This window comes from Segatella intestinalis (assembly GCF_029348455.1).
Classification (GTDB): Bacteria; Bacteroidota; Bacteroidia; order Bacteroidales; family Bacteroidaceae; genus Prevotella.
In genome coordinates this window covers 16434-43297 of the sequence record NZ_JARJVV010000014.1, presented here as the reverse complement: position 1 = coordinate 43297, position 26864 = coordinate 16434, and the positions used below count along the sequence as shown (strand labels likewise).

Sequence of the window (26864 nt, the reverse complement as noted above, 5' to 3'; positions counted from 1 at the left end):
TGTTATTGTGCTATATGTTCATTATTGTCTCCTGCCTCTGTCCAAGACTTAATGGTTCCAGAAATATCTACGGCAGAACGACTCAATTTTACTACTGTATAATGGTATCTTTTGCCACCCTCAAGTTTTACAGGCATTGTCCATACAAAAGGAGCGTCGTAACCATTCTTGAGGTCAAACTCTATCACTCGACTTGCTTCTTCTGTAGGGAGCAGGATTGCCTCATACAGCTTGCCAGCTTCGGTAGTTTTCATCGTGATGTCCGCAGGAGTTTCTTCACCAGAGATAGTTCCATCCACAAGATTGAAAGTGGCTTTGGTATTCTGACCTTTCACTGTCACAGTCATTTTCTTAAGGTCTTCTTGCGTGAGACCGTTACCTGGTTGAACATCCAAAATAAGATTGCTTAACTTATGGAAGAACTTCAAGTCAACCTGTGGCGTAGCTTTGTTGCAGCCTTCTGTCTTGGCATACATGAAGTCGATAGCTTCCTGTTTCGTTTGGTCTGTTACATCAAGTGCAACCTTGTAGTCATTGACAGTGGTCTGTGGATAGTAAGAATAGAAGTCCACATCTCCATCTATCGGGAAGAAAATAGTCTTACCACCAGAAACAGGTGAAAAGGCTATACTTCCATTTGACTGATAGCAAACATTGTCAACACCCTCTCTGATTACATCCGCAGAGAGTGTCTTGCCAGCTTCTGTCATGAAGATACCAATCTTGTCACCATCAGCCCAAGCTACACCAGCAGCACGGGTGCTAACGCTGATACCACCAGTAAACTGCACGGCTACCTTACCATTCTGGGTAGAAGGTGCAATATCTTCTGTACTGCATGAAACCATTGCACCAGCCAAGAGTGCAAGGGCGAAAAACTTCGTCATCTTTTTCATATTATCAATATTTTAAAAGTTATTATTATTATTTGATTTCTACTTCATTGTTGAGGTTCGTCCAACCGTTAATGGTAGCTTCCAGATTCATCTTTGGCTGCATTTGGTTGTAGTTGAGTCGCATCTCATACTTTCCTCCAACCTTCATCGCAGGAGCGGTGATGTCATACTCTTGCAAGGTCCCGTTAGGCAGCAAGAGGCGGAGATAAACATGAGAGGCGGGGCTTCCCTGTATGGTCGGCATCAGCCGGATGACTTCCGATTTCAGGGTTGATTCCGTAGCCAAGATAGTAGGTATTTCTACTTCCGTTGGCTCTATGCTCGGCAAACCGTAGTCTCCATCACTGTTCTTCAGTGTAGGGAACAGACACCAGGCTGCATCTAATGCCTTGCCACTCATCTCTGTACCTTTCGGCACATTCTCAATGATGACGGTCAGTTCCGAAAGCACGCTCTTCATCGGGTTTTGCACCACATAGCTGCCTTCCTTGTTATCTATCTTCACATCGGCAACTCCGAAATAGGCATTGTTCCTTACATCCTTAGGATTGGTCAAGCCTATCTGGATATTGTTCCAGTTGGTCAAAGCCCGGGTCTGGTCAGTGGTGAAGAATGGCTCTATGAGATTGGTAATAGCCAATATCTGATAATGCCCTTCAGGAAGAGCGAAGCGTTGGCTTGCCACCTCCTGCGCACTGCCATAATGTTTTTCCTCTACTAATGAACCGTCATCGGCATTGAATATCCAGAGCTTCACATCCTTCACTTCCGTACCTTGGTCGGCTTCATCCGCCCAAGTGAGCGATACTGACAAACCACCCTTATCCTCACCATCATGAACATTATGGTCGCAACTTGCCAACAGGCATGGGACGCATAACAGCACCCATAACCAAATATTAAATCTTCTTTTTGCTTTCATTTTCTATCTTGTTTTATGGGTTACTTATGATTGTCTTTAGTCTCTACTCGGCGAGCCTTATCCGCATCTTGGGTGTCATCGCTACCATTTCCTATTGCAGTAATGCGATTAGCCTCTATGCCATTCTTCACAAGCCAAGTCTTTACGGCTTCTGCACGCTGGCGAGATATACGTTTATTGACAGTCACGCTGCCTTTTGTGTCACACCAACCTGTTACCGTCACCTTCATGTTCGGATTCTCTTTCAATGTTTTGAGAATAGCATTCAATTTAGTCTCTTCATTTTGTTGGATGTCGATACTGTTGAAGGTGAAATATATGACAGGGAAAGTCACCTTTGCAGATTCTTTTATGTCTTGTTCAACAACTCTTGTTTCTGCCTTATCCACAGTTTCTTTCTGATTGACATTCTCCGAAGAAGAAGTTGGTTCTTGTTGTAGAACTTCCTTTTGTGGAACTTCCTTTTGTGGAACTGATGGAGTTTCTGCTACCTTGTTCTTCTTTTTAGAGAGGTTTATCCCCAATCTAACTCCACTTTCCCAAACAAAGTTGTTCTTATGCAGATGTTCTGGCATTCCGTCCATATGTTCTCCAGTAAGACGGGTCAGACCGGAATAGATGCCCAATTTCAGACATGAAGTCAGTTGGTAGCCCACTTGCAAGTCTGCACCATAACCCAAATGCCAGTTGGTAGAGCCTTTCATCACCTTAGCATCATCGGCTATAGTACGGATGTCAGCCTTGGTCGTTACTGCATATATATGAGGTGAAACAGTCAAATCCCATCGGCTGTCAGCTGTTTGATGGAACAACCCAAGAAGATTGATATTTACTCTTGCTCCATATTGCCCCATCCTGACATGGCTTTTCAGATTGGCATATTCCCAACTGTCCATGCCTAAGACACCTGCCTTGTAAAGCACACCGTCGCTCCCCAACCAATAGTTACGTTCTACGCAGCAGTCTTGTGCAGACAAGTTCATCTCTCCATACTTAGCAGATAACTCTGCCGAGAAAATGGAGTTGAAACGATAGCCCCCATATAAGCCAGCAGCCCAACCGAGGTGCGTCTTGTCATGTCCGAAACTTGAGAAAGTAGAGAAACCGAAAGGTATTCCACCCTCAATACCGACGTACCAGCCATGCGATGGGATAAGTACATCTTTTCCTTCTTCAGCTTTCATTATGGAAAGCGGAAGCACTGATGCAAGTATTGCAATCAGCAATCTAATCCGTATTGTCAAATAATTTGCCATATTATTTCGTTTATATTAAATCGTAAAGATAAAGAGTTTTCTCCTAATAATCAAAATGGATGACTACCATGAAGCCTTTTGTTTCATTCTAACCGAAACTCACTCTAAGAAATACAAGAGGTTTGTCAGGGAAATAAAAATGAAAGCCAACAGCAGAAAGATATAAAAGCGTTCTCTCTTGATGAAGTCACGAAAGCTATAGCGAGCCTTCCAATGATTCTCAAGATACATCCTGTAGTCATTTATCATGGCATATCCTAAGATCATACATAATATGAGTATAAACACCCCGATGATGATCAGGGCTAATTCTATCCTTGGCATGGTTTCTATCATTTCTTTCATGTCGCAAATATAGTGTTTTTCATCCGAAAAAGGTGTCGCATTCCTATGTTCAGGTGTCTACTTCCTATGTTTTAGGTGTCTACTTCGTAGGAATGCGACACCCTTTTGGCTGTTTTTTGTAGAAAATTTTGCTTTTTCTTTGGTATTTTACGAAAAAATGGTTATGCTCCATTTGAACCATTTTGTGCTGCATCTGTAGAGTGGAAGTCTCTCCATTCTGTAGGAGAACAGTCTTCTTTTGTCTTGAAGATTCGGTAAAGATGCGTGCGGCAAGAGAATCCCCAACTATTTCAGTAACTTTTCCCCGAAATCTCTTGCTGATATGAAAATTAAACCGTAATTTTGCGGAAAAGTTCATATAAAGACAGGAATTATGATAGAGACAAACGATAGAAGATTGCCAGTAGGCATCCAGTCTTTTGATGTAATTAGAAAAGAAGGATACCTTTATGTTGACAAGACAGATATCATCTGGCAACTTGCCAACAGAAATAAAAAGTATAATTACCTGAGCCGCCCACGCCGCTTTGGTAAATCTGTGCTGGTCGATACACTTGAAGCCTACTTCATGGGAAAGAAGGAACTCTTCGAGGGGCTGAAGATCATGCAGCTGGAGACGGAATGGGTGAAGCGACCTGTCATCAGACTGGATATGAGTCGTGCGGGCGCAGAACCGGAAACTTTGCGCTCTTATCTCGACATCACTTTCGACAGATTAGAGAAGGAATATGGCATTACACCTAAGCCAACCGCCCAGCTTGCCGACCGCTTCAATGCAATAATCGTTGGTTCGTATGAGCAAACTGGCCAACAGGTTGCCATTCTCATTGACGAATACGATTCTCCATTGCAGCATTCCTGGAAAACTCCTCACCACGAAGCATGTACCTCTATTTATAGAGAGGTTTTTGCCATTCTCAAGGCAGATGATAAATACGAGAAGTTTGTCTTCATCACCGGCATCACCAAGTTTACGCAGATTTCTCTCTTCTCTGTACTCAATAATCTGAGCAATATCAGCTTTGAGCCGGAATATGCAGCCATCTGTGGTATTACAAAAGAAGAGGTGCTGCGCGATTTTAAGCCGGAAATCAATAAATTGGCAGAATACGAAAACTGGACATTCGATGAAGCTGTAGCGAAGCTGACGGCATATTATGACGGCTATCATTTCAGCCGCCGCAATATGGTGGATGTATTCAATCCGTTCAGTCTTATCAATGCCTTGGCAGATTCTGACTTGAAGAACTACTGGGCTTCGTCGGGCGCAAACTCGTTGCTTCCAAAGTTTGTGGATGACATGGAGATTCGTTTGAAGGATTTTGATCATAGTGCCCTGTTGGACACAATCATAGAAACTTCTGACGTAACAGGCGGTGGAGCAGAGCTGTTCCTCTATCAGTCGGGCTATCTCACGATTAAGGGTTACATAAACGGAACTTATCTTCTTGGCATTCCTAACTTCGAGGTTCGGCAAGCCTTGAATGAAATCGTGTTGCCAACGCTTGCCATGCGCAAGAATAATGACCTTCAATCTACTCAGGCATTTCTGAATGTTCACCTCAGCCTTGGCAATCTTCCCGAAGCCATGAAATGCCTGAAGGCGCTTATTGCTGACGTGCCTTACAGCAACAAGAAACTTGCCAGCATGGATATGGAGGAGCGCTACCGCCTGATTCTGAGCACCATCTTCAATGCCATCGGTTGCAGGGTAGAAGTAGAAAAGATGATTGCTACGGGCAGAATAGATATGGTGGTGGAAACCACTAACTTTATCTATGTGCTGGAGTTAAAGCTGAGCAACAATGGTGGTGTGGATGCTGCCGAAGAGCAGATGAAAGCCAAGCAGTATGCCGAACCTTTCAAGGCTGATAAGCGCAAGGTGATTGCCCTTGCCATAGAACTGGATGATATGGGAAAGGGACTGGTTGATTGGAAGGAAGTATAATATTGCAAAAAGGGTCTATACGCCCACCTATCATCGTGGCATATAGACCCTTGTCGTTTCCCGTGAAGTGCGGGGGGATAACACCCCGATGATGATCAGGGCTAATTCTATCCTTGGCATGGTTTCTATCATTTCTTTCATGTCGCAAATATAGTGTTTTTCATCCGAAAAAGGTGTCGCATTCCTATGTTCAGGTGTCTACTTCGTAGGAATGCGACACCTTTTTGGCTGTTTTTTGTAGAAAATACGCTGCACCTCAGCAATACATTCAAGCGAGCTTGATGATATTGCATTCGGTTTGCAGTATTTTTCGATAAAGATTTTGCTTTTTCTTTGGTACTTTACGAATAAAAGGTTATGCTCAATTTGAGTCATTTTGTGCTGCATCTGTAGAGTGGAAGTCTCTCCATTCTGTAGGAGAACAGTCTTCTTTTGTCTTGAAGATTCGGTAAAGATGCGTGCGGCAAGAGAATCCACACTCGGCTGAAGACTGTTGATAAGAGAAAGGTAGTTCTGTTTGTTGATTTTATTCGGTAACAGCGAATAGAATTATGCCATTTTATTCGCTGCTACCGAATAAAAAGAGCCTTTAAATTTTGTAGTATCAAATAAAACTCGTACTTTTGCCCCCAAAAATAAGTATATGGAAAAGGAATTGTTTCGAACGATAATAGCTGAGAGCCAAGAATATATAGGTCGTATTCATTTGGTACAGCGTCCTCTATATTTAGAGGAATATGGCAATTATGTGTTTGTAGGAGTAAGACAAGCAGGAAAATCCTATTTGCTATACCAGAGAATACAGCAATTGCTGACATATGGAGTTGATATAGAAGACATCGTGTATGTCAACTTTGACGATGAACGTTTGCAAGGAATGTCGGTTGCAGACTTAGATTTCATATTGCAAGCCTATCATAGCATGTATGAAGGTCAGCCCATCTTCTTCTTTGATGAGATACAGAATGTTGAAGGGTGGGCGAACTTTGCACGCCGTCTAGCCAACCAAAAATATCGTGTCTATATAACTGGCAGTAATGCCAAAATGCTGAGTCGTGACATAGAGACTGTGTTGGGAGGAAGATACCTGGACATCAGCGTGTTTCCATATAGCTTTTCTGAATATCTGAAAGCTGTTGAAGTCTTGCTTTCAAAGAATTGGCAATATGGCCGAAAAGCAAATGAACTGCAGCGCCATTTCCGAACTTACTTTGATTGGGGTGGTTTCCCTGAGCTTGTGCATTTTCAAGAAAAGAGAATATGGCTCAACAGCTTATATAATCGTATTTTCTTTAATGACCTGGTGGTTCGGCACAAAATAAAGAACGAAGATGCCTTACGCCTTTGTGTAAGAAGATTGGCAGAAAGCGTGAAACAGCCATGCTCCTTGAATCGTTTGAGCAATCTGATAAAAGCAACCGGTACTCCATGTAGCCCATCAACAGTAATGGAGTATGTTCGCTATCTGCAAGAATCATGCTTGTTGATTTCTATTGACAATTATGTTTCCAAGTTCGTGGAGAAAGAAACAATTAAAAAACATTATTTTGTAGATAATGGGCTGCTGCATCTCTTCATCAACAATCCGAACACCTCTCTGCTGGAGAACCTTTGCGCAATTACATTATACAAGAAATACGCCAAGGGCTTATACTATTATAATAAAAACATAGAGGTTGATTTCTATGTGCCAGATGAGGGGTTAGCTGTTCAGGCGAGCTATCAGATGAGCGATGGGGAAACCATAGAGCGAGAAGTGAAAGCATTAGTAGCCTTGCATGGTTTGCATCCTCTGAAGAGAGCAATGATAATCACCTATGAGGATGAAGGGGAGATTGTGCGTGATGGACTCAGAATAGAAATAAAACCTGCATGGAAATGGGTATTGGAAGGCCGAAGATAATACACAATACGAGTACAAACACCCCGATGATGATCAGGGCTAATTCTATCCTTGGCATGGTTTCTATCATTTCTTTCATGTCGCAAATATAGTGTTTTTCATCCGAAAATTACGCTAAAATCAGCCGAATAGCTAAAAATGAACTATTTATGAGTTTTTCACCTCAACAGAGGTAATGATTTAGCAACAGTTCTAAATTCTGCAATCTGCATACGTTTGCTGCCTAACAACTCTTTTCGGCTGCAAAAATACAAAAAAATAATGAATCTAAGAATTTTATTAAACAAAAAATATCAAACAGAGAAATATGTTGCAAAAAGCACTGTCTTACTAGTGGTCTGTAAAGTCTAAAAGTTGAGTAAAACGTCGTTCGTCACATACTGATGATTGATGAAATATCACACGTGCCTTACTAAACTTTTAGACTTTACAATCTACTAGTTGTTTATTTTGCGAAATACGTATTTACAACATTTGTTGTTGTATTTTGCAATTTTAGCAACTTGTCGGTAAATTCTAAAACTTTAAACTTAACAGAGAAAGTTTTTGTACCCTTTCCTTCTGATGGAAAAATAACATAAAATGTTTCTACGTTTTCCTGCTGTATTAAGTATGGCTTCTCTATAGTATGAGTCTGTCCATTAAAGGAGAAACTAGTTGTGTATGTCGTATCTTTGAATATAAGACTCGAAGTATAAGACTTTCCTTTTGGCAATTGCAACTCCCATTTTTTACCTTTTAAGCTGTCGATTTTAAATGATTGTGCATGAACTAATTGCCCATTTAGGAACAATAGAGAAATAAAAAAATATTTAAAAATCAACTTCATATTTATTTAATTACTTTATACCTGTTAATACTATATTATAATCTTGTAAAAAATACCCAGCATTAACTGAGTACATACAAGCAAGCTCAGGGTCCATATAAATAGCAGCACCCGTATTGGAGTTATATCCTACACATAACACATTATGGGTAGAGCTTTCTATTTGGCTATTTACATCAGTCATGACGGGATGCTTGGCATCTATTGCAGACTTATAATTTGTAAATGTTTGAGTTTTAAAGAAATGTGTTACAAAAGGCTCGATATAATCCAAAGAAACACCATCAATCAAAGGATTTGAATTATATGTCTGTGTATAATATAGAATATACGCTCCCTCATTTACTGTTCCACCAAAAATTTTATTGTTTGCATACTCCATAATTGATGTTACGCAGGCATTAGGTATTTGCTTTGCCATTGTTGTTGGCAAACTGCTTTTGACAAAGACATCACCTTTTTGTTTTGAATATTTTGTCGGGTTATAAATTATTTGAGTGGAAATCTGTTCTTTCGACACATTGTCTGGCTCGATTAAATCAGTCCCCTTCACATGCGACCAAAAAAGTCACAGGAATAAAAAATAACAAATGTTTTATCTTCATATACATTTTCCTTTCCAAATGGTTTCGTCATTCAATTCTTGCACTTGTAGCAACCATCTTTAAATCTACAAGATTCTATATTTTTTTGCAAATTTACAAAAAAAATATTTTAAGTGTTGAAAAATTAAAATTATTTATCCTTTTTAACAATATATCTTTGTTTGCCTAGAAATATCTTTTTAAATTTTGACGCTACAAAGATAGCGTGATTTTTCTGACATATCCAAATCCTGAGCAACTTTTTGTTGCTCAGGTCTTTAGATTTTTTCTTCTTTATTTATCTTCGGATTTAAGGTTCTTCTATCTTTTGAGATATTCCATTGCTCCTTGAACCATTCAACAATAGGCTGTCTATTGATACACAGAAACAATTGGTTCGGTTTGGTAGAATCAGAGAACACCTTGATTTCTGCATTCTCCACATTGAACTTTCTTCTGTGCTTCTCGGAATAAAGTGAACCGCTAAAGTTGAGTGCCTTTCCAGCAAGGAGCACACTAATTTGTTCAGCCGTGAAGCCTATCCTCTTGCACAAACTTTCTATTTGCAAGTATGCCTCCAACATCGGGAACCAACGCTTGGCTTTGCGGATGATGTTGTTGAGCATCGTTACCTCCGTGGAGTGCTTGCTTTTCAAATCAACGACCTCTGCTTGGTGTTTCTGTTGCATCTCGCCGAGTTGTTGGGTGTGGCTGTCCTCCATTCGCTGCATTTTCCCATGGAGTTCGTCAATGTATTGCTCTCTGTCTGTCACAAGCTCGCACAACTTTTGGTTGTGCTGCTCCACCTCCTTCAATTTTCCACTACCTAAAAGAGAACAAATCTTCGACACAAAGGCAGTCTTGGCTTCCGTCTTAGCAGCCTGTAGTTTCTCCGTGTTGATTTCGCTCTTGGTCTGTTTGAGCAGTCGCTCTGCTTCCTCCACATCGGATTGCAGCAGTTTCATGCAGTTTTGAAGTCTCTCCGTCTCTCGCTTGATGTTACGGTAATACTGTGCCGTGGAGGTATGCCTCGCATCCGACCCACGGACACCTCGCTTCAAGCCATACTTGCCCATGGCTTCAGCATAGCTGTCGTGATAGCCAACCATCTTGTCACGGTTGAGCACATCATCGGCACACAACCTCACGACATTGGCTTTCTTGCGGTATGTCCGCTTGCCCTCTTCCGTTGTCTTGTTCTTCGCCTTTCTCCGTTCGCCAGTCACTATCGGAACGATGGAGGCGTGGAGATGTGGCGTGTGCTCGTCCATGTGGAGAACCACCGACACGACATTCTCCTTGCCGAACGTGTCCTGCAACCACTTCAAGCTGTCGTTGCACCAATCGTCAAGCTGATCATTGGCTGCGATGTTCATCATGTCCTCGTGCGTTCCAGACAGCACGGTTCTAATCACCCTCACCTGGTCATTGGTTATCTTGCGCTTGATGCCTGCCGTCTTGATGCGGTGGGCGATGGCTTCGTCACGACCATACACACCGCTCGGCATCTTGACAAGCTCACGGTTGAGGTGAGTTCTCGTAGGGTCGGCATTGTCTGGTATCACCTTGCGCTCGATGTGGTCTGATTCCCTTGCGTCCGAGCTGCCCTTTGCCTTCTTGAAATCCAAACTGAAATGTCCCATAATAAACTTGTTTTTGAGTTGTACAAATCCGCTTGCCGCATTGCGCCCTGCGCATGGCTCACGGGGTTTCAAAAGGGGATACCCCTTTGCTCAATGGGCGTTTTTAGCGGTGGCGTGCCACTGCGTCAAGAAAACGCCCTATTGAGCTATGGCTTTTCCGTTCAGAATAGCCATTGGAGCAGGAACCGCCTACATGCCCAAGGCTGCGCCTCTCTTCCGAGGTGGAACAGTCCGCTTAACAGGCTGTACTTGGTGTACCGACTGTTTGGATTTCACTCTGCACAGATAGTCGTTCAAGTCGTTGTACTCACTGTACAAGTGGGAGGCATCCCTCACACGATAGCCGAGGGCAGTCTCGATGGCATGCGTTGCCTTCCGCCCTGCTTCATCGTTGTCGAGCAGACAACTGATGCGCTCGTAGCCATGGAGTGCATCAATTGCCTTGTCCACGTTGCTTGTGGAGTTGAGTATCACATAATCCTGCGCATCCAATGACGGACAAGCAGGAAACTTCTCCAAGCGTAACGAGAGAAAAGAAAGATAATCCATCATGCCCTCGAAAACATAGCAAGCGTATCTTGGCTCGCCTTGATGTCGGATATGGGTGATGTCCTTGGGGGACATACACCCCTTGAAGAATCGGTTGCGCACCTCGTAACCGCCCGACTTGTTCTTGAAGCCGATGGCGAAGTAGTTCTTGCCATCATGTGAGAAATGAAGTTCGACACATTCCTTTCGGGCGATGCGCAGGTCAATATTCCGCTCGCTTAGATAGCGCAGGAGTGCAGGATGGTTGAGTTCCCTAACCTCCAATATCTCAAAACTCGGCTCGGAGGCTTGCTGAGGGAAAGAAAAGTCGGTCGGGTGCACATGGGGTGCTTGCTTCTCCAACTTGTCCAAGAGATATGGCAAGCTGTCTGATGCGTAGAGGTATGACGCAAGGGTGATGATGTTGCCGCCCTTGCCCATTCCGAAGTCGAACCAACTGTTCATCGTGGTGTTCACCTTAAAAGATGCCTCGCTTTCGTTTCTCAGCGGTGACTTGTACCAAAGGTTTGCACCCTGCTGCTTGACAGGGCGGTGTCCCAAACTTTGCAGATAGTCTGCAATCTTGATTTGCTTTGCTTCTTGAATGTTCATGTCTTACTGTGGATTAAGTGGTGTATATATTTCTGATGAATTGTTGAAAATAGTATGTATTGATATGATAACCAAAGGCTTATCTTCTCAACAAACTCTCAACAAATGGTTCTTTTCAACAAAATCACTGGGCAAAAGAGAAAGACAGGCATTAGCTGTCATGTTTTCTCTTTTCAACAGTCTCTTTCTTTTGTTGAGAGATTTTTTGAGAAAATGTTGAGCCTTAAATACTTGATATTCAACACTTTTTTCATCATATTCAACAATTCAACAAAATTATATGCTATTTAGCTTGTCCCTCGTTACAGTGTAGAACCTGCCCACACGTTTTGTTGGCGAGTAGTGACCGCTGTTGTTGTAGGTGTACTCGTATGAGGTGTAGGTGAGGGCGTTCTCTGAAGGTTGCAGCTTCCAATTGTCCTGCACTATCTTTCGCACAAGGTGCTTCTCCGCTTTCACGTGGTTGCATTGCAACAAGGCGATTGCGTCATTGAGGCAGAACTGCAAGCTGTCGGTCTGGGTGTTCTCCATGACCTCAAGGAACAGCTCCGACATTTCCACCTCAAGCCTGTTACGGTTGCAGCGTATGATTCTCCTCAGAGCATCGGTCGCTATCTGTTCGGGGGCGAACCACATACGGCTCTTCCGCTCTGTGGACAGCGTTCTGCCTTGCAGATGGAACAGAAAAGCGGGTATCTCCGCCTTCAGTTTCTCCAAGAAGTCGGTATCGTCAGATTGCAACGATAAAATCTTCCTCACCCAATATCGGGTCTCGCCCTCGTCAATGATGACAGGGAGTGATTCGTTGTTGGAGCACAGCACGAACTTGGCAAAGAAGGAAATCTCGTTCCTGTCCTTGCCCTTGGCTTCCACCTTGTACGAGAATGTGGTGCTGAGGTTCTTCAACCGCTCGGAATCCTCCCTGCGGCTGAGCAATACCTCGTCCACGACTATGAGCAGTTTGCCAGCCCAATCGGAGTTGAACTGACTGCGGAAGTCCTCGTTGGTGTTGAATGTCACGTTGTCCTGGAACAATGCCTTCAGAAAGTTCAAGAACGTGGTCTTGCCTGTGTTTCTTTCCTCTGATACAAGCAATAGAATAGGCAGCTTCTGCACTGGTCTGAGATAAAGAAGTTGCAGGTAGTCCATGCCAAGCTCATATTGCTCACCGAAGATGTGACTAACCAACTTCTTGATATTTGGGAAGCCCCCTTGCATCGGCTTATGTCCTATCGGCTCGTATAGGTTGAGGAAACCGTCTATCACCGTGCGGTGGTTCACATGTTCGGGAACAGTACAGAAGCCGTCATACTTGTGAACGTACTTGATGAACTCCTTGCCGTAGTCCTGACGCAAGGTCTCCATGTTCCATGGGATGCGCTTTCTTACCTTTCCTCCATTGATGGTAGGTTGGTCAACCACCTTGTACAAGGTTGTGCCAACACGGATGAACACCTCGTTTGTCGGAGGTGCAGCCTGTGGCTTTGCATTTGCCACGCCTACAAGCTGATTGTTGTCGTTTGTCTTGCTCATAATCTAACCTTTGTGAGTTGATAAATTAAAGTTGCAAAGGTAAGGGCGGAAAATCAAAACGCAAAACACAAACTTGCGCAGAATGGAGAAGTTTGCACCGACAATGTTAAAAGATTGGAAATCAATGTGCTTGATGTAGCCTTTCGGGATAAGATAAAACGAAAAATCCCGAAGAGAGGCTTCCTTGCAAACCTTTCCTCGGGATGAACAAAAATGTATTCCTGCATGTCATACGTTTTATATGTCATACGATAAAACTGTAAAACGTTTGACATCAGCAGTTCTTCGTTCTTCACAGAAATGCTTGATACGACAGTGAATCAGTACGTAGGCAAGTCAATACGACAGTGAATAATAGAAGCGTCAAAGATACAACCAATCTCAGCTAATGGCATTTGTCCCTCCGTAGAGTTGTAGAACAATGGCTGCTTTCTCTTTTGCTCCGTACAGCCTCTTGAAGATGGCATTACGAAGTTGCATAGCCCCATTAGAGGTGAGACGGAAGCAAATGGCAACAACCATAGGGAATCCATACAATGTTTGCCAAATACCCTTGGAAGTTTCTTGTCTTTGTTGGACTTCCGACATAGACAACATGCCTTCTTTATATATGACTTGTATCACAGAGTTGAGTTTTGGGGCGGTAACATGAAGCATATTGACCAATTCTCCCTCACTCATCCACAAGTTCTCCAAGTTGGACGGAATGGAAAGTATTCCATTTCCGTCCACGGTGATTACAGTCCTTTTCATACCATTCCTCCCATAACAGGCAAGTGCCCCTTGATTCGACTTTCAAAGACTGCTATGTCATGGTCAAGTTTGTTGCTTGTCACCTTGGCGTATATCTGCGTCGTGGTGATGTTTGTATGGCCAAGAATCTTGCTCACGCTCTCTATCGGCATACCATATTCCAAGGCTAAAACAGCCCAAGAGTGGCGAGACACGTGAAATGAAACCCGCTTCTTGATGCCACACATTGCAGCAACTTTCTTGATGCGCTTGTTGATGTTGCTAAGATTGCCGATATTGAATACGTGGCTTCCTTTTCTGAAAGACTTGTATCTCTCAATAATCTGCATGGGAATATCCATCAACTTGATTTGAAAAGGTACACCAGTCTTCTGACGCTTGGACACAATCCAAGGAGCACCGTTTATCATGCTGATGTTATCTTCCGTCAAGTTCTTGATGTCGATGAAAGAGATACCTGTCCAACAACCAAAGAGAAAGAGGTCTCTCGCAAATGCCATATTCGGGTCTTCCAACTTCATCTCTGTCATGGCGGTAAGCTCGTCCAAGGTCAAGAACTCACGTTCCTTGTGATCTGGGTCAACGTGGTACATGGCAAACGGATTTCTTGGTATCTTGCCGTTGTAGTGAGCTGCCGTTACGATATGTTTCAGTGGTATGGAGTAAATCCAAATAGAGGACTGCGCAAGTCCTACAACATTCTTCAAGTACAGACAATAGTCACGAATGAACTCCTCTGTAAGCTCATTCATGGACATATCGCTGCGCTTGTACTGATACTTGATGAACTCGGCAACATACTTTCTTACCGTCAGATACTTGCGGTAGGTGTTCTTGGCTCTGTCCTTGCCTACACGCTTGGCAAAGGCTGCGTTCTCCTTGTCAAAGGCTCTGAGCAAGGTCTCGTACTCTGTGCCTATGCCTTGGTAGGCATTTCTCACCATCTCAGCTGTAACGAACGCCTCACGGTCGGAAAGGCGTTGGTAATGCTTGGCGATTTGAGCCTTGATGTTGTCAAGCGCAAAGTTCACCTCCTTGGCTTCCTTGCTCTTGCCAATGGCTCTGTTGCCCTTGGCATCCCAGATAGCCTTGGTCACGCTCTGCTTGCAACTGAACTGTGCGATAGTTCCGTTGATTGTCACTCGTCCCATGATAGGGACAATTCCGTTTCTCTCCTTGCTTCCATTTATATAGAAGACTGTCTTGAAAGTGCATCTCATAATTCTTACTTTTTTGTTCGGTGCAAAATTAAACTATGAGAGCTGCATGACAAAACCAAAACTTACGCAGAATGGGGAAATATGAACCGTCACCGTTAAAAATGCTTATTAGGGCGTTTCTGCGAGGTAATGATTTGAAAGCGTTTCTATTTCATCAATCTGCGTTTTCCGCATTTCCTTGTCTGTGCCACTTAAAGCCAACGGCTGCCACAACCAATTGAAACTCAAAATAAAAGCATCATTCTGCTATTTTTTGCTTTTTTAGGCGTTATTTTCATAAAAAAAGGTGTCGCATTCCTATGTTCAGGTGTCTACTTCCTATGTTTTAGGTGTCTACTTCGTAGGAATGCGACACCCATTTTAACGATTACTTTGTTAATAATCAGAAAAACGCTTGCTTTATGAAATATTATCTGTATCTTTGTGCTGGGATTAAAAAGATTAAGATTATGGCTTCAAAGAGATATCCTTTGGGAATACAAACGTTCTCCGAAATCGTGAAGGGGAATTACTTCTATGCTGACAAGACGGCTATCGTCTATCAGTTGGCCCATTATGCCAAGTTTCATTTTCTGAGTCGCCCACGTCGATTCGGAAAGTCCTTGTTTGTATCTACCCTCCAGGCTTACTTCGAGGGTAAGAAAGAACTGTTCAAGGGACTTGCCATCGAACTGATGGAGAAGGAGTGGACGGCATATCCTGTCATCCACCTGGATCTGAGTTGTGGTAAATATTATAGTTTGGAGAATACTAAAATCATATTAAATAATATCCTTAAAGTTGAAGAGCAGAAATATGGAATAGAAGTTCCTGAATCTGAGCGTGAAGGCTTTGGGGGGCGCTTTAGGGATATCTTGTTGGCTGCCACGGCTCAAACAGGTAAGCAAGTTGTTGTTCTCATCGACGAATATGATGCTCCAATGCATGATTCTGTCAGTGACGAAGAGTTGCAGAAGACCATCCGCAACATCATGCGCGATTTCTTCAGCCCCTTGAAGCAGCAAGAGGGAAACATTCGCTTTGTTTTTATCACAGGCATCTCTAAGTTTAGTCAGCTCAGCATCTTTAGTGAGTTGAACAATCTCAAGATTCTCACGTTGAAGGATGAATACAGTAGCTGTTGTGGTATCACCAAGAGTGAATTGACTCAGTATTTCCGTGAGGGTATCGAGGAGATGGCAGAGCATAATGGACTCACTTATGAGGAGACCTTGCGGCAACTCAAGCAGCATTATGATGGCTACCATTTCAGTATCAATAGCGAGGATATCTTCAATCCTTATAGTATTATCAATGCTTTGGACGATAAGGAGTTTAATAGCTATTGGTTTACATCTGGTACGCCTACGTTCTTGATAGAACTGATGCAGCAGAAGAATTTGGACATGCTCAATCTGGACGATTTGTGGATACAGGCATCACGTTTTGATACACCTACGGAAAGGCTTACTGATCCTATTCCTGTTCTTTTCCAAAGTGGCTATCTAACTATTAAGGGATACGAAAAAAATGGTAAATTGTATCATCTATGTTTCCCAAATCAAGAAGTAAGACAAGGTTTCTCGGAAAGTCTCGTTTGGTATTATACTGCGCAAGACATGAAAAGATATGATGCCATCGTGTATGCTTATTCCAAGAATGTGCTCGTCAATGACGACATGGGAGCCTTTATGCCTCACTTGAAGGCATTCTATGATAAGTTCCCATATACGATTATCAACAATAATGAGCGTCATTATCAAGCCGTGATGTTCACTATCTTTACCATGCTTGGCGAAGATGTGAAGGTGGAGCATACCACTTCGGATGGAAGAATAGACCTTGTGCTCAAGACGGACAAGAGTATCTTTTTCTTTGAGTTGAAATATGAGAAGTCTGCTGATACCGCTATGGCGCAAATCAGCGGCAAGGACTATGCCAAGGCTTTTGCCGATGATGAGCGGAAGGTTGTGAAAGTGGGTGTCAACTTCTCTGAAGATCAGCGAAGCATAGAGGATTGGGCGATAGAATAAATGACATCTTGAGGTTGATAAAACGCAGAATCCTGCCGGCATTACTGCCAACAGGATTTTTTTTGCTACAGCTCTCAACTTAGAGTTCTGGTGGCAGCCTGTTCTTCTCTCCATTCGGCAGGCGTGCAACCCTCCTTGGTCTTGAAGACCCGATACAGATAGGTTCGGGCAGAGAAGCCACACTCGGCTGAAATGATATCATTGCTATAATCAGGATAATCCAACATCATCTTCTTTGCCGCATTGAAACGGATCTCGCTGAGCCATATTCTGAATGTAGACTGCATATACTGGTCGAAGAATATAGACAATTCCTCCTTGGAGATACTCAGTGTACGGGAGAGGGTCAGCATATTCACAGCACAGTCCTTATATCCCAAATCAGCACACCATTCGTCAAGACGCTGCCGGATAAAGTCGATGCGCTCCTCTGACAGCTGCTGTAAAGTTTCTGTACCTGTCCTGCAGCTTTTGTCTTTGTTCAAACTTGCCCCCCCCAGATGTTTTCTGGTGTCCTGTTCTCACCGACGCGCTGATTTCCTCTTCTTTGTCCAACAGTTCTTCGGTTGGGGTATAACTGTTGCCGAGAGCGATAAACGTAAGATTGAAGAACAGCAGGGCAAACAATACGACGGGACCTACTATATATAATAAAGTAGTGGAAAAGATGGCAACCGGCATAGCGAGAACTGCGAGCCAGAGAATAATGACACTGGTTCGGGAATATCTTACGTAAGGCAACATATCCGTTGCTACCATAGTCTCCAACAACTTCTTGCGTCTGATCATCTCGCGGATAATCATGAATATGCAATAGATGACACTTAGGCAGAACAGAGCCAGCATCAGATAGAGTCCTTCTCTGATATACAGGCTATGATGAAGACTGATTCCCACGCAAAAGACAAGGAGAATGGCTGCATAAATACCACAGCACATCTGAATCATCTTCCTGAGGTTGGCACGGGTGGTTTCTATGTTGTAGATTCCCATGGAGATAAGCGAGAAACAAGGGGTATAGATGAGGATGTTGACGACCGCCCCTAAATTATCGTGCATGGCACGGAATCCGAAAACCATCTGCACCGCATATTGCATCGCCAATCCTATCATGGCGGCAACGATCATCCATCGTGAACGCTCATACCGCTTGTTCTCCCATCTCACTTGCAGATGAGAGACTGCCACGATGAAGGCATTGACGAGCATGAATATGAGACATGCAAACTGTAATAGATATAATGAGTCCATACGCTTCTTATCCTTATAAAATAAGTAATTATGCTTGCAAAGGTAAAATAATTATTTCAGAAAAAGGTACAATTAGGTCAAAATATTAATGAAAATACAAGAATGCTGTGTGCCTATTTATGGGGTTTCAAATAACCAAGAGAAGAAAAGCTTATATAGAGACAAAAAAAATCCCTGCAGCCCAAAATTGGAACCACAGGGAAACACCCCTTAGTGGGCGTTGACGGATTCGAACCGCCGACCCTCTGCTTGTAAGGCAGATGCTCTAAACCAGCTGAGCTAAACGCCCTTACTTCTCGTAAGCGGTTGCAAAGGTACGAACATTTTTTGTTTCCACCAAATTTTAGGGCAACTTTTTTCATTTTTATTTCAAAAAAGGCGTTTCAGACCTTCGTTACTCCATCAAAGCATCATGAAACAGCAGAAAAAACATGCTTATCATAAGGAAAAACACAATAGGCTTCGATGGACAACGAAATAGGCTTCGATGGACAATGAAAGCAATTGCGATGCCCATCGAAGCCTATTGCGTTTTTTAAAGGAATCAAAATGCAGAAATGGGGGGGACTGTGGATTTCGCAAAAAATAAGAAAGGGTGCTTCCACGAAAGAAGCACCCTTATATTCTCTACTATGCGAGCTATGACAGCTCAACAATAGATATTACTCGACAACCTGTACGGTAGCACGACGGTTGAATGAGATAGGAGACATATCGTCAACACCACCTTTACCCTTAGTTGTGATGTTAGCTCTCTTGACACCCATCTTAACCAACTCACCGGCAACAGTCTCGGCACGACCCTCAGACAACTTCAGGTTGATCTGCTCATTACCAGTAGCCTTGTCAGCATAACCGCAAACGAGCAAGTTAGAGTTGTTGGCAATAGCATACTTAGCCAAAGCATGTACGTTTACGAGGTCGTACTGTGAAGCTACGTTTGTCTTGTTGATATCGAAGAATACAGATACAGGAGTTGTAACGAATTCCTTAACAGTCTTAGGAGTTACAGTCTCAACTGGCTTCTGGTTAGCCAAGAGATCCTTCAGACGGTTGTTCTCTGCATTAGCATCATTCAACTTAGCATTGAGAGCATCGAGCTCTGACTGATGAAGAGCGTTGATTGCGTCAACATCTGGAGTCTTGTCCCAAGTAGACTTGCCAAGCTTGAAAGTCAAACCGATTTCAGCATAGAGGTTGTTGTCGTGAGAATCCCAACCGCGCTCACCGCCGTTGCAACCACCATCGATATCAGACTCGAAACGGTTCCAGCCTGCCTCAAGATAAACGTTCACCTTCTTGGCTACCTTCCATGTAGACTGAAGACCAACGCAGAGATCCATTGAATAAAGGTTGTGAGTCATAGTGCGACCGAAGCCACCACCAGCGAAAGGAATCACATTCCATACACGGTTCTCGTTATAGCCCAAAAGCAAGTTGCTGAGGTTGAACATTACCTGCTCGTTAACAACCCAATATCTGTTGAAGCTACCCTTAGTCTCTGTCTCAGGATCCCAAACGCGCTTGCCCCAGATACCCTGAACCTTTGTACGCAAACCGAGGCCAGGAGTAAACCACTTACCTACAGCTACAGAAGCGCCTGCATTAGAACGGAACTTCTTGAAAGGACTTGTTGCAAAATTCTGACCATGTTCCTCACCTGAATACCACGCATTCCAGTCGGCACCTGCCTCGATAAACCAATTGCTCCAGAATGAGTTTGTAGCAACACTATACTGCTGAGTAGGTGTTGCATCCTGAGCGAAACCGCTCATTGAAAGACCAGCAAATGCCAGTACAGCTAAAAACTTTTTCATAACAATTAAATTTTAACTTCCTTATATATAATATATATTTAAATTTACTACTCTTTTACTGTATCACAATCTACTTTATGGAATACGGGGGCAAAGTTAATAATATTTTTTTAAATCTTCCTTTTTTTTTGAAAAAAAATAGCTTTTCCTCTAAAAAAAACAAAATTTGCTAACTTTTTCGCACTTTTATCCCAAGAGTTGCTCGATTTCCCGCTGTTGCAGAATGCACAACACATTTTTGCCATCGGGCGTGTAATTGACATTGCTACAGCCAAACAAGTTATTGACCAAACCCTCCATCTCGTCGTTGCCAAGAACCTGGCCTACAGGAATTGCCGCAGCACGGGCCATGGACAATGCCAGCGACTTGTTGATCTCGTCTATCGCCGACGCCCCGCTCTCCTTGGCTGCCTCCACCATGTCACGAATCAACGATACTGGGTTCAGCCCATCAAGTCCGGCAGGTACGGCATTGACAGCATAACTGCCCCTGCCCAAGTCTTCCAACTCAAAGCCGAAAGCCTTTACCTGGGGTAGCAATTTATTCAATATCACATCGTCAGAAGCGGGGAACTGCACCACTTCCGGGAACAGAACCTTCTGAGAATGGTTCTCGTGAGCAGCCAACTGGGCAAGATACTGCTCATAGAGTACACGAACGTGAGCACGATGCTGGTCGATAATCATCAAGCCCGACTTCACCGCCGTCATAATATACTTACCCTTATACTGATAATGGGTAGGCGACTTCTCGGCAATGATGCTTGTCTGGCCGCTCTCCTCCGTCTGTAAAGACTCAAACAAATCGGGCTCCTCGTCTTGCGGAGCATCTGACAATCCCTCATAGAGATCTTCCCAACGCTGGTCAACTGGTGCTGACGTACGAGATCCTGAGCCGCCATGCGCCTTGAAGGGATTATAGTTGGGATCGACACTTATCTTAGGGGCAGTAGCCTTAGGAAACATCTCGGGATTATACACAGGAATGTCGGGCTTGTCCTCAGTATCAAAGTCAATGGTTGGCACATCATTATACATTCCTAAAGACTCCTTGACTGCAGCAGAGAGAATCTGCCAGATGGCCTGTTCGTTCTCAAACTTGATCTCGGTTTTCGTGGGATGTATGTTCACATCAATGTCACCGGGAGCCACTGTGAAGTAAAGGAAATAAGGAACCTGTTCGCCCTGAGGAACCATTCGCTCGAAAGCCGTCATGACTGCCTTGTTGAAATAAGGGTGCTTCATGTAACGGTCGTTGACGAAGAAGAACTGATGGGCACCTTTCTTACGCGCAGACTCCGGTTTTCCCACAAAGCCTGTTATCTTACACATCGTAGTGTCTACATTGACAGGCAGCAGATCCTGATTCAGCCGCTTGCCAAAGACGTCGATGATACGCTGGCGTAGGTTGGCGGCACGAAGATTCATCAGCTCGGTTCCATTACTCTGCAGGGTAAAAGTGATTTGCGGATTAACCAAGACGATGCGCTCGAAGGCTGTAAGAATGTTGTTCAACTCGGTAGAGTTTGACTTCAGGAACTTGCGGCGGGCAGGAACATTATAGAATAAGTTGTTAATGCTGAAGCTGCTGCCCTGAGGACAAGAACAAGGCTCCTGTGACTCTATCTTAGAGCCTGAGATGACAAGCTGCGTACCTACCTCCTCTGTGGCAAGACGCGACTTGAGGGTTACCTGAGCCACTGCGGCTATAGAGGCCAAAGCCTCACCACGGAAACCCATGGTATGAAGATCGAAGAGGTCGTCGGCCTGGCGGATCTTGGAGGTGGCATGACGCTCAAACGACAGACGGGCATCGGTTTCCGACATTCCCTTTCCATCATCTATCACCAGTATACTTGTACGCCCGGCATCGACTACAGCCACATCAATACGTGTGGCACCTGCATCAACCGAATTCTCCACCAACTCCTTGATGACAGAGGCAGGACGCTGTATCACCTCTCCTGCAGCTATCTGGTTGGCTACCGAATCGGGTAAAAGCTGAATTATATCACTCATTCGTTTCTTTCTGTTTTAAAGTAAAACCATGAAGGCAAGAAGCAACAGCAACAGTACGACAAGCAGCAAAACATGCTGCCGGCGCACAGGACGACGCCCCGAATGGAAATCGAAGCCTTGACGGCGGGAATATCGGGGTGTGTACCTGAACTGACGTGGTTTGCGGGTAGGAAACAGCATCATATCAGTTTACCTTTTCGTCTTTCTTCTCTTCGACGGCTGCAGTTTTTGACAATACCTGCAGAGGTGCCTCATGGCGCTTGATGTTCTTAAGTTCCATGCCCTTAGCCTTGCCTCGCCAAACAAAGATGTCGTTCTTGTCCTTGGGACGAATATCATCGAACCAGGCAAAATTGGGCAGTTTGTACTTTGTCGGAGGAATCTGCGTCATAGGATACATGACACTCGTGAATTTATTGGTCCATATATGCTCCAGCTGGCGCTGGGGCGACATATACATACGCATCGTGTCTGTCTCCAGGAAGTTGAGTCCCATCAGCGAACTGTCCTTATCATCCACAGGATAATAAATGGTCTGCACATTGCCGATAGACTCTGCCATACGGATCTGTCCTTTGAGGAAATGAGCCTTCATCTCCTTGGAAGTGATCTGGTTATAATGAATGCTGTCGGGCAACATCTCTACCGACAAGGCCTGTCCTACGACATGAACCAAACGCAAGGTTGAGTCGCGCATATAGGCATGGATAACCTCGCCCAACAACTGGCGATTGCCATTCCATGCGATAGGGTCTTTATACATCGTCATGCAGGAATCCTGCGAGTTGTAGACCAAGGAGTCGCACACTGCCTGCACATCCTGACGGAAGGCACGCACCTTATGGAATGCATGTATTTTGCGATATACAGAATCTGTACCTATATGATAGGTATAGATCTTCATGGTGTCGGAATGAAGCCACATGGTGTCTTTCTGAGAAAAGTCGATGGCAACGGGATTCTTGGTGGCAAAGCCATAACCTGTCTTTTCGTTGTAACGCAAATAGTTGCAGGTAAGAGAGTTCTTGTTCTTCTTGTCCACATACACCACATTGCCATAACCGCGACTGTAGCCATTCTTCACATAATACAGGCTGTCGCCCGTGATCGTCTTGTCCTTATCCGACAAGGTGGAGCGACCATACAACTGGGCACTCTTGGTTTTGGTGTCGTAATAACCATCCTTGGTATGGACGACACTGTTGCCGGAAATCACTTTGGAAGGACCTACCATGTGGGCCTTCGACTTGGGCACGTCATAATATAAGGTGTCGGTAGTCACCAAGTCCTTGCCACTACGGAGTTTCACGTTATACACAAACTTAGCCTCGCGTGTCTGGGTATGATACTCGCCCCAGTCGGAAACCAACTTGTCCTTACCGTCGATAAGCGTTCCTCCATCAAAGAAGTTGGCCATTTCATAAAGACGGTCGTAATCCAAGCTGTCGGTACGCAACACCTGTCGGCGATGGCGCAGCACCACATTCTTACGGGCACGCATCATCTGCATCTGACCATCATACTCGGCACGCTCACATACCAAGGACAGTGTATCACCCTGACGGAAATGAACATGTCCAAAAGCCTTCACCGAATTGGAGCCTTCATAGAAATAAGCACTGTCGCAGGTGAGATGAGCACCCTGATGCGAGAATGACACCTTACCCTTTACGATCTGCGCATCGGGATGAGGGCCATACATATCATATCGCAACTCATCTGCATGAAGCAAGTAAACTCTGTCGCCATGCGGGCGCTTCCTGGCACGCTTCTTAGGAGCCTGCATGGCCTGGACAAGACATAGTCCAAACAGGCATAGAATCAAGAAAAAGAAGATTCTATGCCCGTCGATATGTCGCTTTATGATGTTTTTTACTGTCATTACTTAACCCAACCTTGATATTCAAATTTGCAATCCTTATATCGGTCGTTCATTCGTACATAAGTACTCTTTATCTTGCTTACCACCCAGTCGTGCAAGGTCTTCTCACGCTCCTTGGCCAGAACTACATCCTGCATCACCTGGAAGTCTTCGGTAATGGTGGCACGATGACCCTCTACCCTGCTCACCAGTTTCACCAGAGCACAGGTGGTCTTGCCACGGCTGTTGATCATCTGGAATGAGCGAGAAACCTCACCCACCTTCATTGTATCAACCATACGAGCTATCTCGGTGGGCAATTCCTTCATCTGGAACTTGGATGTACGCACACCAGCCTGAGAGGTATTGGCCATCAAACCACGGTTGTTCTTGGTGTCCTTGTCGTCAGACAATACAGACACAGCCGACTCAAAAGAGAATTTTCCGCTGCGGATATCGTCGCCGATAGAATCGAGACGCAATATCGCCTTATCGATGGACTCCTGTGGAACAACAGGCTTGCGAAGGATATGGCGAACCTTGATTTTGTCGCCACGCTTGTCTATCAACTGGATGATATGATAGCCGAATTCTGACTCTACAATCTTGGAAATCTTCTTGGGGTCGGTCAGATTGAAAGCCACATTGGCAAAAGCAGGGTCCAACATACCTCTACCGACATAGTCCATCTCGCCACCCATACGGGCAGAGCCGGGATCTTCAGAATACAGACGAGCCAATGTAGAGAAGGTTGTCTCGCCCTTGTTGACACGGTCGGTGTATTCGCGCAACTCGTCCTTGACACGATTGATTTCCTCCATAGGGATCCTTGGTTGCTGGGTAAGTATCTCCACCTCTACCTCTGTTGGCACAAAAGGAATACTGTCGGCAGGAAGATTGTTGAAATAACGACGAACCTGAGCTGGCGAAACCTTTATATCCTTCACCAGTTTCTCCTTCATCTTCTGAATCAACTGACGGTTCTTGAAATCATCGTGCATCTGCTGACGCATCTGGGTGACACTCTGCTTGCGATACTCCTCTAACTTCTCGCGTGAGCCAATCATATTGATCCAATAATTGATCTGCTCGTCGATACCAGCCATCACCTCAGACTCAGATACCTCGATACTGTCGATGGCTGCCTGATGCAGGAAGAGTTTCTGTACAGCTATCTGCTCGGGGATGCTGCAATCAGGATCGCCTGCATACTTGATGCCTTCGGCCTCACCCTGCAATCGGGTTACCTCGACATCAGACTTCAGGATAGGCTCGTCGCCTACTACCCAGATCACCTCATCCACAACACTACCCTCGTTCAGGACCGGCTCGTCCTTCACCTGGTTAGTATCGCCTGAAACCGAATCGCCCATGACATACGCCTTAGCAAGGCGAGAAGCCCTGTTGGTATTTGCGCTCATGCCCATGATAAACATCAGAGCAACAAAAGCCAAAGCGATCTTATTCTCTATTTTCATGTATCTTTGTTTTTCGTTTGATTAATGTTTGTTGACTGTCGCCAATACATCCTTGTTGACTACTACTGGATATTTCTTTCTCAGGGCTGTCACCCATTCTTTCTCCAACATATCCTGATAGTCGGCTATCACCTGTGACTTGACATCGGTATAATCCTCAGGAGCTTTCTTCAGCACTTTGCCGAAGGTGGCATCAATGGGGTAATCCTTCAAAGCCTTGACAGTGGTATCTTTCTTGAAGACCATCTTGTCGACGACAGCATTGTCGCCTTTCTTGAAAATACCCTTCTCCACACGGATACGAATCACAGAATCCTTGTTGAATGTATTGCGCAGAATTTCTGCCCACTCAGAGAAAGCCTTTCCCTTGATGCTCTTCTTGACAGCCTCAACGTCTGCCGCATCCTTTACATGATAAGCTATTCCCTTGAATCGGGGCTCATTCCATTTGAATCGTTTTTTGTTCTTGGCAAAGTAGGCTGCCTGCCCCTTCTCGTCCTTGGAAGCCTTGTCCCATACCAGACGATTGCTGATTTCATAGAGCAGCAAGCCGTCATGATACTCGCGAATCAGGTTCTTCAAATCGCTGTCCTTGGCAGACAGTTCTTCTGCCTTCTTGTCGAGAATGCTCTCGGCTGTTGTACCGGCGGGCATACTCTTGGCAAGAGAGTCCAACTTGTCGTTGATAATTTTTTCCCTTATCCCTCTTGCGTCAATAAAACGGATGATATCCGTCCTAAGCGAGTCATAGGGGAAGAAATTCTGTGTTCCCTCCTTTTTAATAATATGGTAACCAAACTCTGAAAGAACAGGCTTGCTGATCTCACCCACTTTGAGCGAATAAGCTGCATCCTCAAAAGCCTTCACAGTCTGACCTTTACTGATCCAGGGCAGTTCGCCACCCTTGACAGCCGTACTCTTGTCGTCAGAGAATTTCTTTGCCAACTCAGCAAAGTTGCCTCCCTTCTTCAAAACCGTATAAATAGAGTCAGCACGGCTCTTCAACTTGGCATTCTCGGCAGGAGTCGCTTTCTGACCAAGCATCAGCAGAATATGAGAAACCTTTACCATTCCTCCATTTCCATCAATGCGCTGACGTGTGTCCTCATAGATACGATGCGCTTCGTTCTCGACATCCTGTTCGGTAATCATAGATGGACGAATCTGCTGGTCACGATAAGTGGCGAACTCTTTCTTGAAAGAGCTCAAGGTGTCGAGGCGGGCATCCAGGGCTGCCTGTACCTTCAGCTTATAGTTGACAAACAAATCCACATACTCGCCGACAGTCTTCTTGTCGATGACTCCTTCTGAATTGTTCTTATTGTAAGAATACTCGAATTCTGAACGGGTGACAGGTGCTCCATTAATGGTCATAATCACAGGATCAACCTGAGCAAAAGCTATGCTCCCCGAAAGGAGCATAGCTGCTAAAAGCGCATTTATTTTCATTTCTT

The 26864-nt window shown here is 44.4% G+C and carries 21 protein-coding genes and 1 tRNA gene; 3 read left to right on the top strand and 19 right to left on the bottom strand.

The window, feature by feature from the left end; translation table 11 throughout:
- Window positions 1-2: 2 nt before the first annotated feature.
- The 4 genes from P3T48_RS10400 to P3T48_RS10385 all read right to left on the bottom strand — a co-directional run bounded on the left by P3T48_RS10400 (window position 3) and on the right by P3T48_RS10385 (window position 3419).
- Complete coding sequence (locus tag P3T48_RS10400) at window positions 3-896, bottom strand: fimbrillin family protein (protein ID WP_276506636.1); 894 nt, start codon at window positions 894-896, stop codon at window positions 3-5.
- A gap of 28 nt (window positions 897-924) precedes the next feature.
- Window positions 925-1818: a FimB/Mfa2 family fimbrial subunit gene (locus P3T48_RS10395; protein ID WP_276506635.1), complete on the bottom strand. Its 894-nt coding sequence runs from the start codon at window positions 1816-1818 to the stop codon at window positions 925-927.
- A gap of 20 nt (window positions 1819-1838) precedes the next feature.
- Window positions 1839-3002, bottom strand: coding sequence for an OmpA family protein (locus tag P3T48_RS10390; RefSeq protein ID WP_276506634.1), 1164 nt, complete (start codon window positions 3000-3002; stop codon window positions 1839-1841).
- 171 nt (window positions 3003-3173) lie between these two features.
- Window positions 3174-3419, bottom strand: a complete 246-nt coding sequence (locus P3T48_RS10385; RefSeq protein WP_276506632.1) for a hypothetical protein — start codon at window positions 3417-3419, stop codon at window positions 3174-3176.
- Between the two features lie 373 nt (window positions 3420-3792).
- On the opposite strand from P3T48_RS10385, the gene P3T48_RS10380 reads away from it, so the two are divergent.
- On the top strand, window positions 3793-5367 hold the full coding sequence (locus P3T48_RS10380; protein WP_276506631.1) for a PD-(D/E)XK nuclease domain-containing ATP-binding protein: 1575 nt from the start codon (window positions 3793-3795) through the stop codon (window positions 5365-5367).
- Between the two features lie 643 nt (window positions 5368-6010).
- Window positions 6011-7270: an ATP-binding protein gene (locus tag P3T48_RS10375; RefSeq protein WP_276506630.1), complete on the top strand. Its 1260-nt coding sequence runs from the start codon at window positions 6011-6013 to the stop codon at window positions 7268-7270.
- Between the two features lie 445 nt (window positions 7271-7715).
- Here P3T48_RS10375 and P3T48_RS10370 read toward each other — a convergent pair whose 3' ends face one another.
- The 7 genes from P3T48_RS10370 to P3T48_RS10340 all read right to left on the bottom strand — a co-directional run bounded on the left by P3T48_RS10370 (window position 7716) and on the right by P3T48_RS10340 (window position 14972).
- The gene (locus P3T48_RS10370; protein WP_089544302.1) at window positions 7716-8099 is read right to left on the bottom strand and encodes a hypothetical protein; all 384 of its coding nucleotides are present in this window, start codon (window positions 8097-8099) and stop codon (window positions 7716-7718) included.
- A 10-nt stretch (window positions 8100-8109) separates the two neighbouring features.
- On the bottom strand, window positions 8110-8619 hold the full coding sequence (locus tag P3T48_RS10365; protein ID WP_276506629.1) for a C39 family peptidase: 510 nt from the start codon (window positions 8617-8619) through the stop codon (window positions 8110-8112).
- Window positions 8620-8961: 342 nt separating this feature from the next.
- Window positions 8962-10326: a MobV family relaxase gene (gene mobV / locus P3T48_RS10360; RefSeq protein WP_117694495.1), complete on the bottom strand. Its 1365-nt coding sequence runs from the start codon at window positions 10324-10326 to the stop codon at window positions 8962-8964.
- A 189-nt stretch (window positions 10327-10515) separates the two neighbouring features.
- On the bottom strand, window positions 10516-11466 hold the full coding sequence (locus P3T48_RS10355; protein ID WP_119238593.1) for a DUF8464 domain-containing protein: 951 nt from the start codon (window positions 11464-11466) through the stop codon (window positions 10516-10518).
- A 276-nt stretch (window positions 11467-11742) separates the two neighbouring features.
- A complete protein-coding gene (locus P3T48_RS10350; protein WP_276506628.1) occupies window positions 11743-12999 on the bottom strand; it encodes a primase-helicase family protein in 1257 nt (418 codons plus the stop codon).
- A gap of 381 nt (window positions 13000-13380) precedes the next feature.
- Window positions 13381-13752, bottom strand: a complete 372-nt coding sequence (locus P3T48_RS10345; RefSeq protein ID WP_089544307.1) for a hypothetical protein — start codon at window positions 13750-13752, stop codon at window positions 13381-13383.
- The gene (locus tag P3T48_RS10340; RefSeq protein WP_089544308.1) at window positions 13749-14972 is read right to left on the bottom strand and encodes a site-specific integrase; all 1224 of its coding nucleotides are present in this window, start codon (window positions 14970-14972) and stop codon (window positions 13749-13751) included. Before P3T48_RS10340 ends, P3T48_RS10345 begins: the two co-directional genes overlap by 4 nt.
- A gap of 449 nt (window positions 14973-15421) precedes the next feature.
- Here P3T48_RS10340 and P3T48_RS10335 point away from each other — a divergent pair, with 449 nt between their 5' ends.
- Window positions 15422-16984, top strand: coding sequence for a PD-(D/E)XK nuclease domain-containing ATP-binding protein (locus tag P3T48_RS10335; RefSeq protein WP_276506627.1), 1563 nt, complete (start codon window positions 15422-15424; stop codon window positions 16982-16984).
- A 74-nt stretch (window positions 16985-17058) separates the two neighbouring features.
- Here P3T48_RS10335 and P3T48_RS10330 read toward each other — a convergent pair whose 3' ends face one another.
- The 8 genes from P3T48_RS10330 to P3T48_RS10295 all read right to left on the bottom strand — a co-directional run bounded on the left by P3T48_RS10330 (window position 17059) and on the right by P3T48_RS10295 (window position 26859).
- Window positions 17059-17469, bottom strand: a complete 411-nt coding sequence (locus P3T48_RS10330) for a helix-turn-helix domain-containing protein (RefSeq protein WP_228114123.1) — start codon at window positions 17467-17469, stop codon at window positions 17059-17061.
- Window positions 17381-18235: a hypothetical protein gene (locus P3T48_RS10325; RefSeq protein ID WP_276506626.1), complete on the bottom strand. Its 855-nt coding sequence runs from the start codon at window positions 18233-18235 to the stop codon at window positions 17381-17383. Before P3T48_RS10325 ends, P3T48_RS10330 begins: the two co-directional genes overlap by 89 nt.
- A 214-nt stretch (window positions 18236-18449) precedes the next feature.
- A tRNA-Val gene (locus P3T48_RS10320) sits at window positions 18450-18524 on the bottom strand.
- Between the two features lie 373 nt (window positions 18525-18897).
- Window positions 18898-20052: an OmpA family protein gene (locus tag P3T48_RS10315; RefSeq protein WP_022251479.1), complete on the bottom strand. Its 1155-nt coding sequence runs from the start codon at window positions 20050-20052 to the stop codon at window positions 18898-18900.
- Window positions 20053-20238: 186 nt separating this feature from the next.
- Entirely contained in the window at window positions 20239-22071 is a 1833-nt protein-coding gene (mutL, locus tag P3T48_RS10310; RefSeq protein ID WP_276506625.1) for a DNA mismatch repair endonuclease MutL, read from the bottom strand.
- Between the two features lie 184 nt (window positions 22072-22255).
- Window positions 22256-23953 (bottom strand): OstA-like protein, encoded by a 1698-nt coding sequence (locus tag P3T48_RS10305; RefSeq protein ID WP_276506624.1) that lies wholly within the window; start codon window positions 23951-23953, stop codon window positions 22256-22258.
- Window positions 23953-25410 (bottom strand): peptidylprolyl isomerase, encoded by a 1458-nt coding sequence (locus tag P3T48_RS10300; RefSeq protein WP_276506623.1) that lies wholly within the window; start codon window positions 25408-25410, stop codon window positions 23953-23955. Before P3T48_RS10300 ends, P3T48_RS10305 begins: the two co-directional genes overlap by 1 nt.
- A 21-nt stretch (window positions 25411-25431) precedes the next feature.
- On the bottom strand, window positions 25432-26859 hold the full coding sequence (locus tag P3T48_RS10295; RefSeq protein WP_276506622.1) for a foldase protein PrsA: 1428 nt from the start codon (window positions 26857-26859) through the stop codon (window positions 25432-25434).
- Between the last annotated feature and the right edge of the window lie 5 nt (window positions 26860-26864).

Bases quoted from the DNA above. Each gene is read 5' to 3' on its own strand.
- mutL (WP_276506625.1), bottom strand. From the start codon at position 22,071: ATGAGTGATATAATTCAGCTTTTACCCGATTCGGTAGCCAACCAGATA.
- P3T48_RS10355 (WP_119238593.1), bottom strand. From the start codon at position 11,466: ATGAACATTCAAGAAGCAAAGCAAATCAAGATTGCAGACTATCTGCAA.
- P3T48_RS10370 (WP_089544302.1), bottom strand. From the start codon at position 8,099: ATGAAGTTGATTTTTAAATATTTTTTTATTTCTCTATTGTTCCTAAAT.
- P3T48_RS10315 (WP_022251479.1), bottom strand. From the start codon at position 20,052: ATGAAAAAGTTTTTAGCTGTACTGGCATTTGCTGGTCTTTCAATGAGC.
- P3T48_RS10385 (WP_276506632.1), bottom strand. From the start codon at position 3,419: ATGAAAGAAATGATAGAAACCATGCCAAGGATAGAATTAGCCCTGATC.
- P3T48_RS10400 (WP_276506636.1), bottom strand. From the start codon at position 896: ATGAAAAAGATGACGAAGTTTTTCGCCCTTGCACTCTTGGCTGGTGCA.
- P3T48_RS10305 (WP_276506624.1), bottom strand. From the start codon at position 23,953: ATGACAGTAAAAAACATCATAAAGCGACATATCGACGGGCATAGAATC.
- mobV (WP_117694495.1), bottom strand. From the start codon at position 10,326: ATGGGACATTTCAGTTTGGATTTCAAGAAGGCAAAGGGCAGCTCGGAC.
- P3T48_RS10375 (WP_276506630.1), top strand. From the start codon at position 6,011: ATGGAAAAGGAATTGTTTCGAACGATAATAGCTGAGAGCCAAGAATAT.
- P3T48_RS10350 (WP_276506628.1), bottom strand. From the start codon at position 12,999: ATGAGCAAGACAAACGACAACAATCAGCTTGTAGGCGTGGCAAATGCA.
- P3T48_RS10390 (WP_276506634.1), bottom strand. From the start codon at position 3,002: ATGAAAGCTGAAGAAGGAAAAGATGTACTTATCCCATCGCATGGCTGG.
- P3T48_RS10340 (WP_089544308.1), bottom strand. From the start codon at position 14,972: ATGAGATGCACTTTCAAGACAGTCTTCTATATAAATGGAAGCAAGGAG.
- P3T48_RS10300 (WP_276506623.1), bottom strand. From the start codon at position 25,410: ATGAAAATAGAGAATAAGATCGCTTTGGCTTTTGTTGCTCTGATGTTT.
- P3T48_RS10295 (WP_276506622.1), bottom strand. From the start codon at position 26,859: ATGAAAATAAATGCGCTTTTAGCAGCTATGCTCCTTTCGGGGAGCATA.
- P3T48_RS10345 (WP_089544307.1), bottom strand. From the start codon at position 13,752: ATGAAAAGGACTGTAATCACCGTGGACGGAAATGGAATACTTTCCATT.
- P3T48_RS10335 (WP_276506627.1), top strand. From the start codon at position 15,422: ATGGCTTCAAAGAGATATCCTTTGGGAATACAAACGTTCTCCGAAATC.
- P3T48_RS10325 (WP_276506626.1), bottom strand. From the start codon at position 18,235: ATGGACTCATTATATCTATTACAGTTTGCATGTCTCATATTCATGCTC.
- P3T48_RS10395 (WP_276506635.1), bottom strand. From the start codon at position 1,818: ATGAAAGCAAAAAGAAGATTTAATATTTGGTTATGGGTGCTGTTATGC.
- P3T48_RS10380 (WP_276506631.1), top strand. From the start codon at position 3,793: ATGATAGAGACAAACGATAGAAGATTGCCAGTAGGCATCCAGTCTTTT.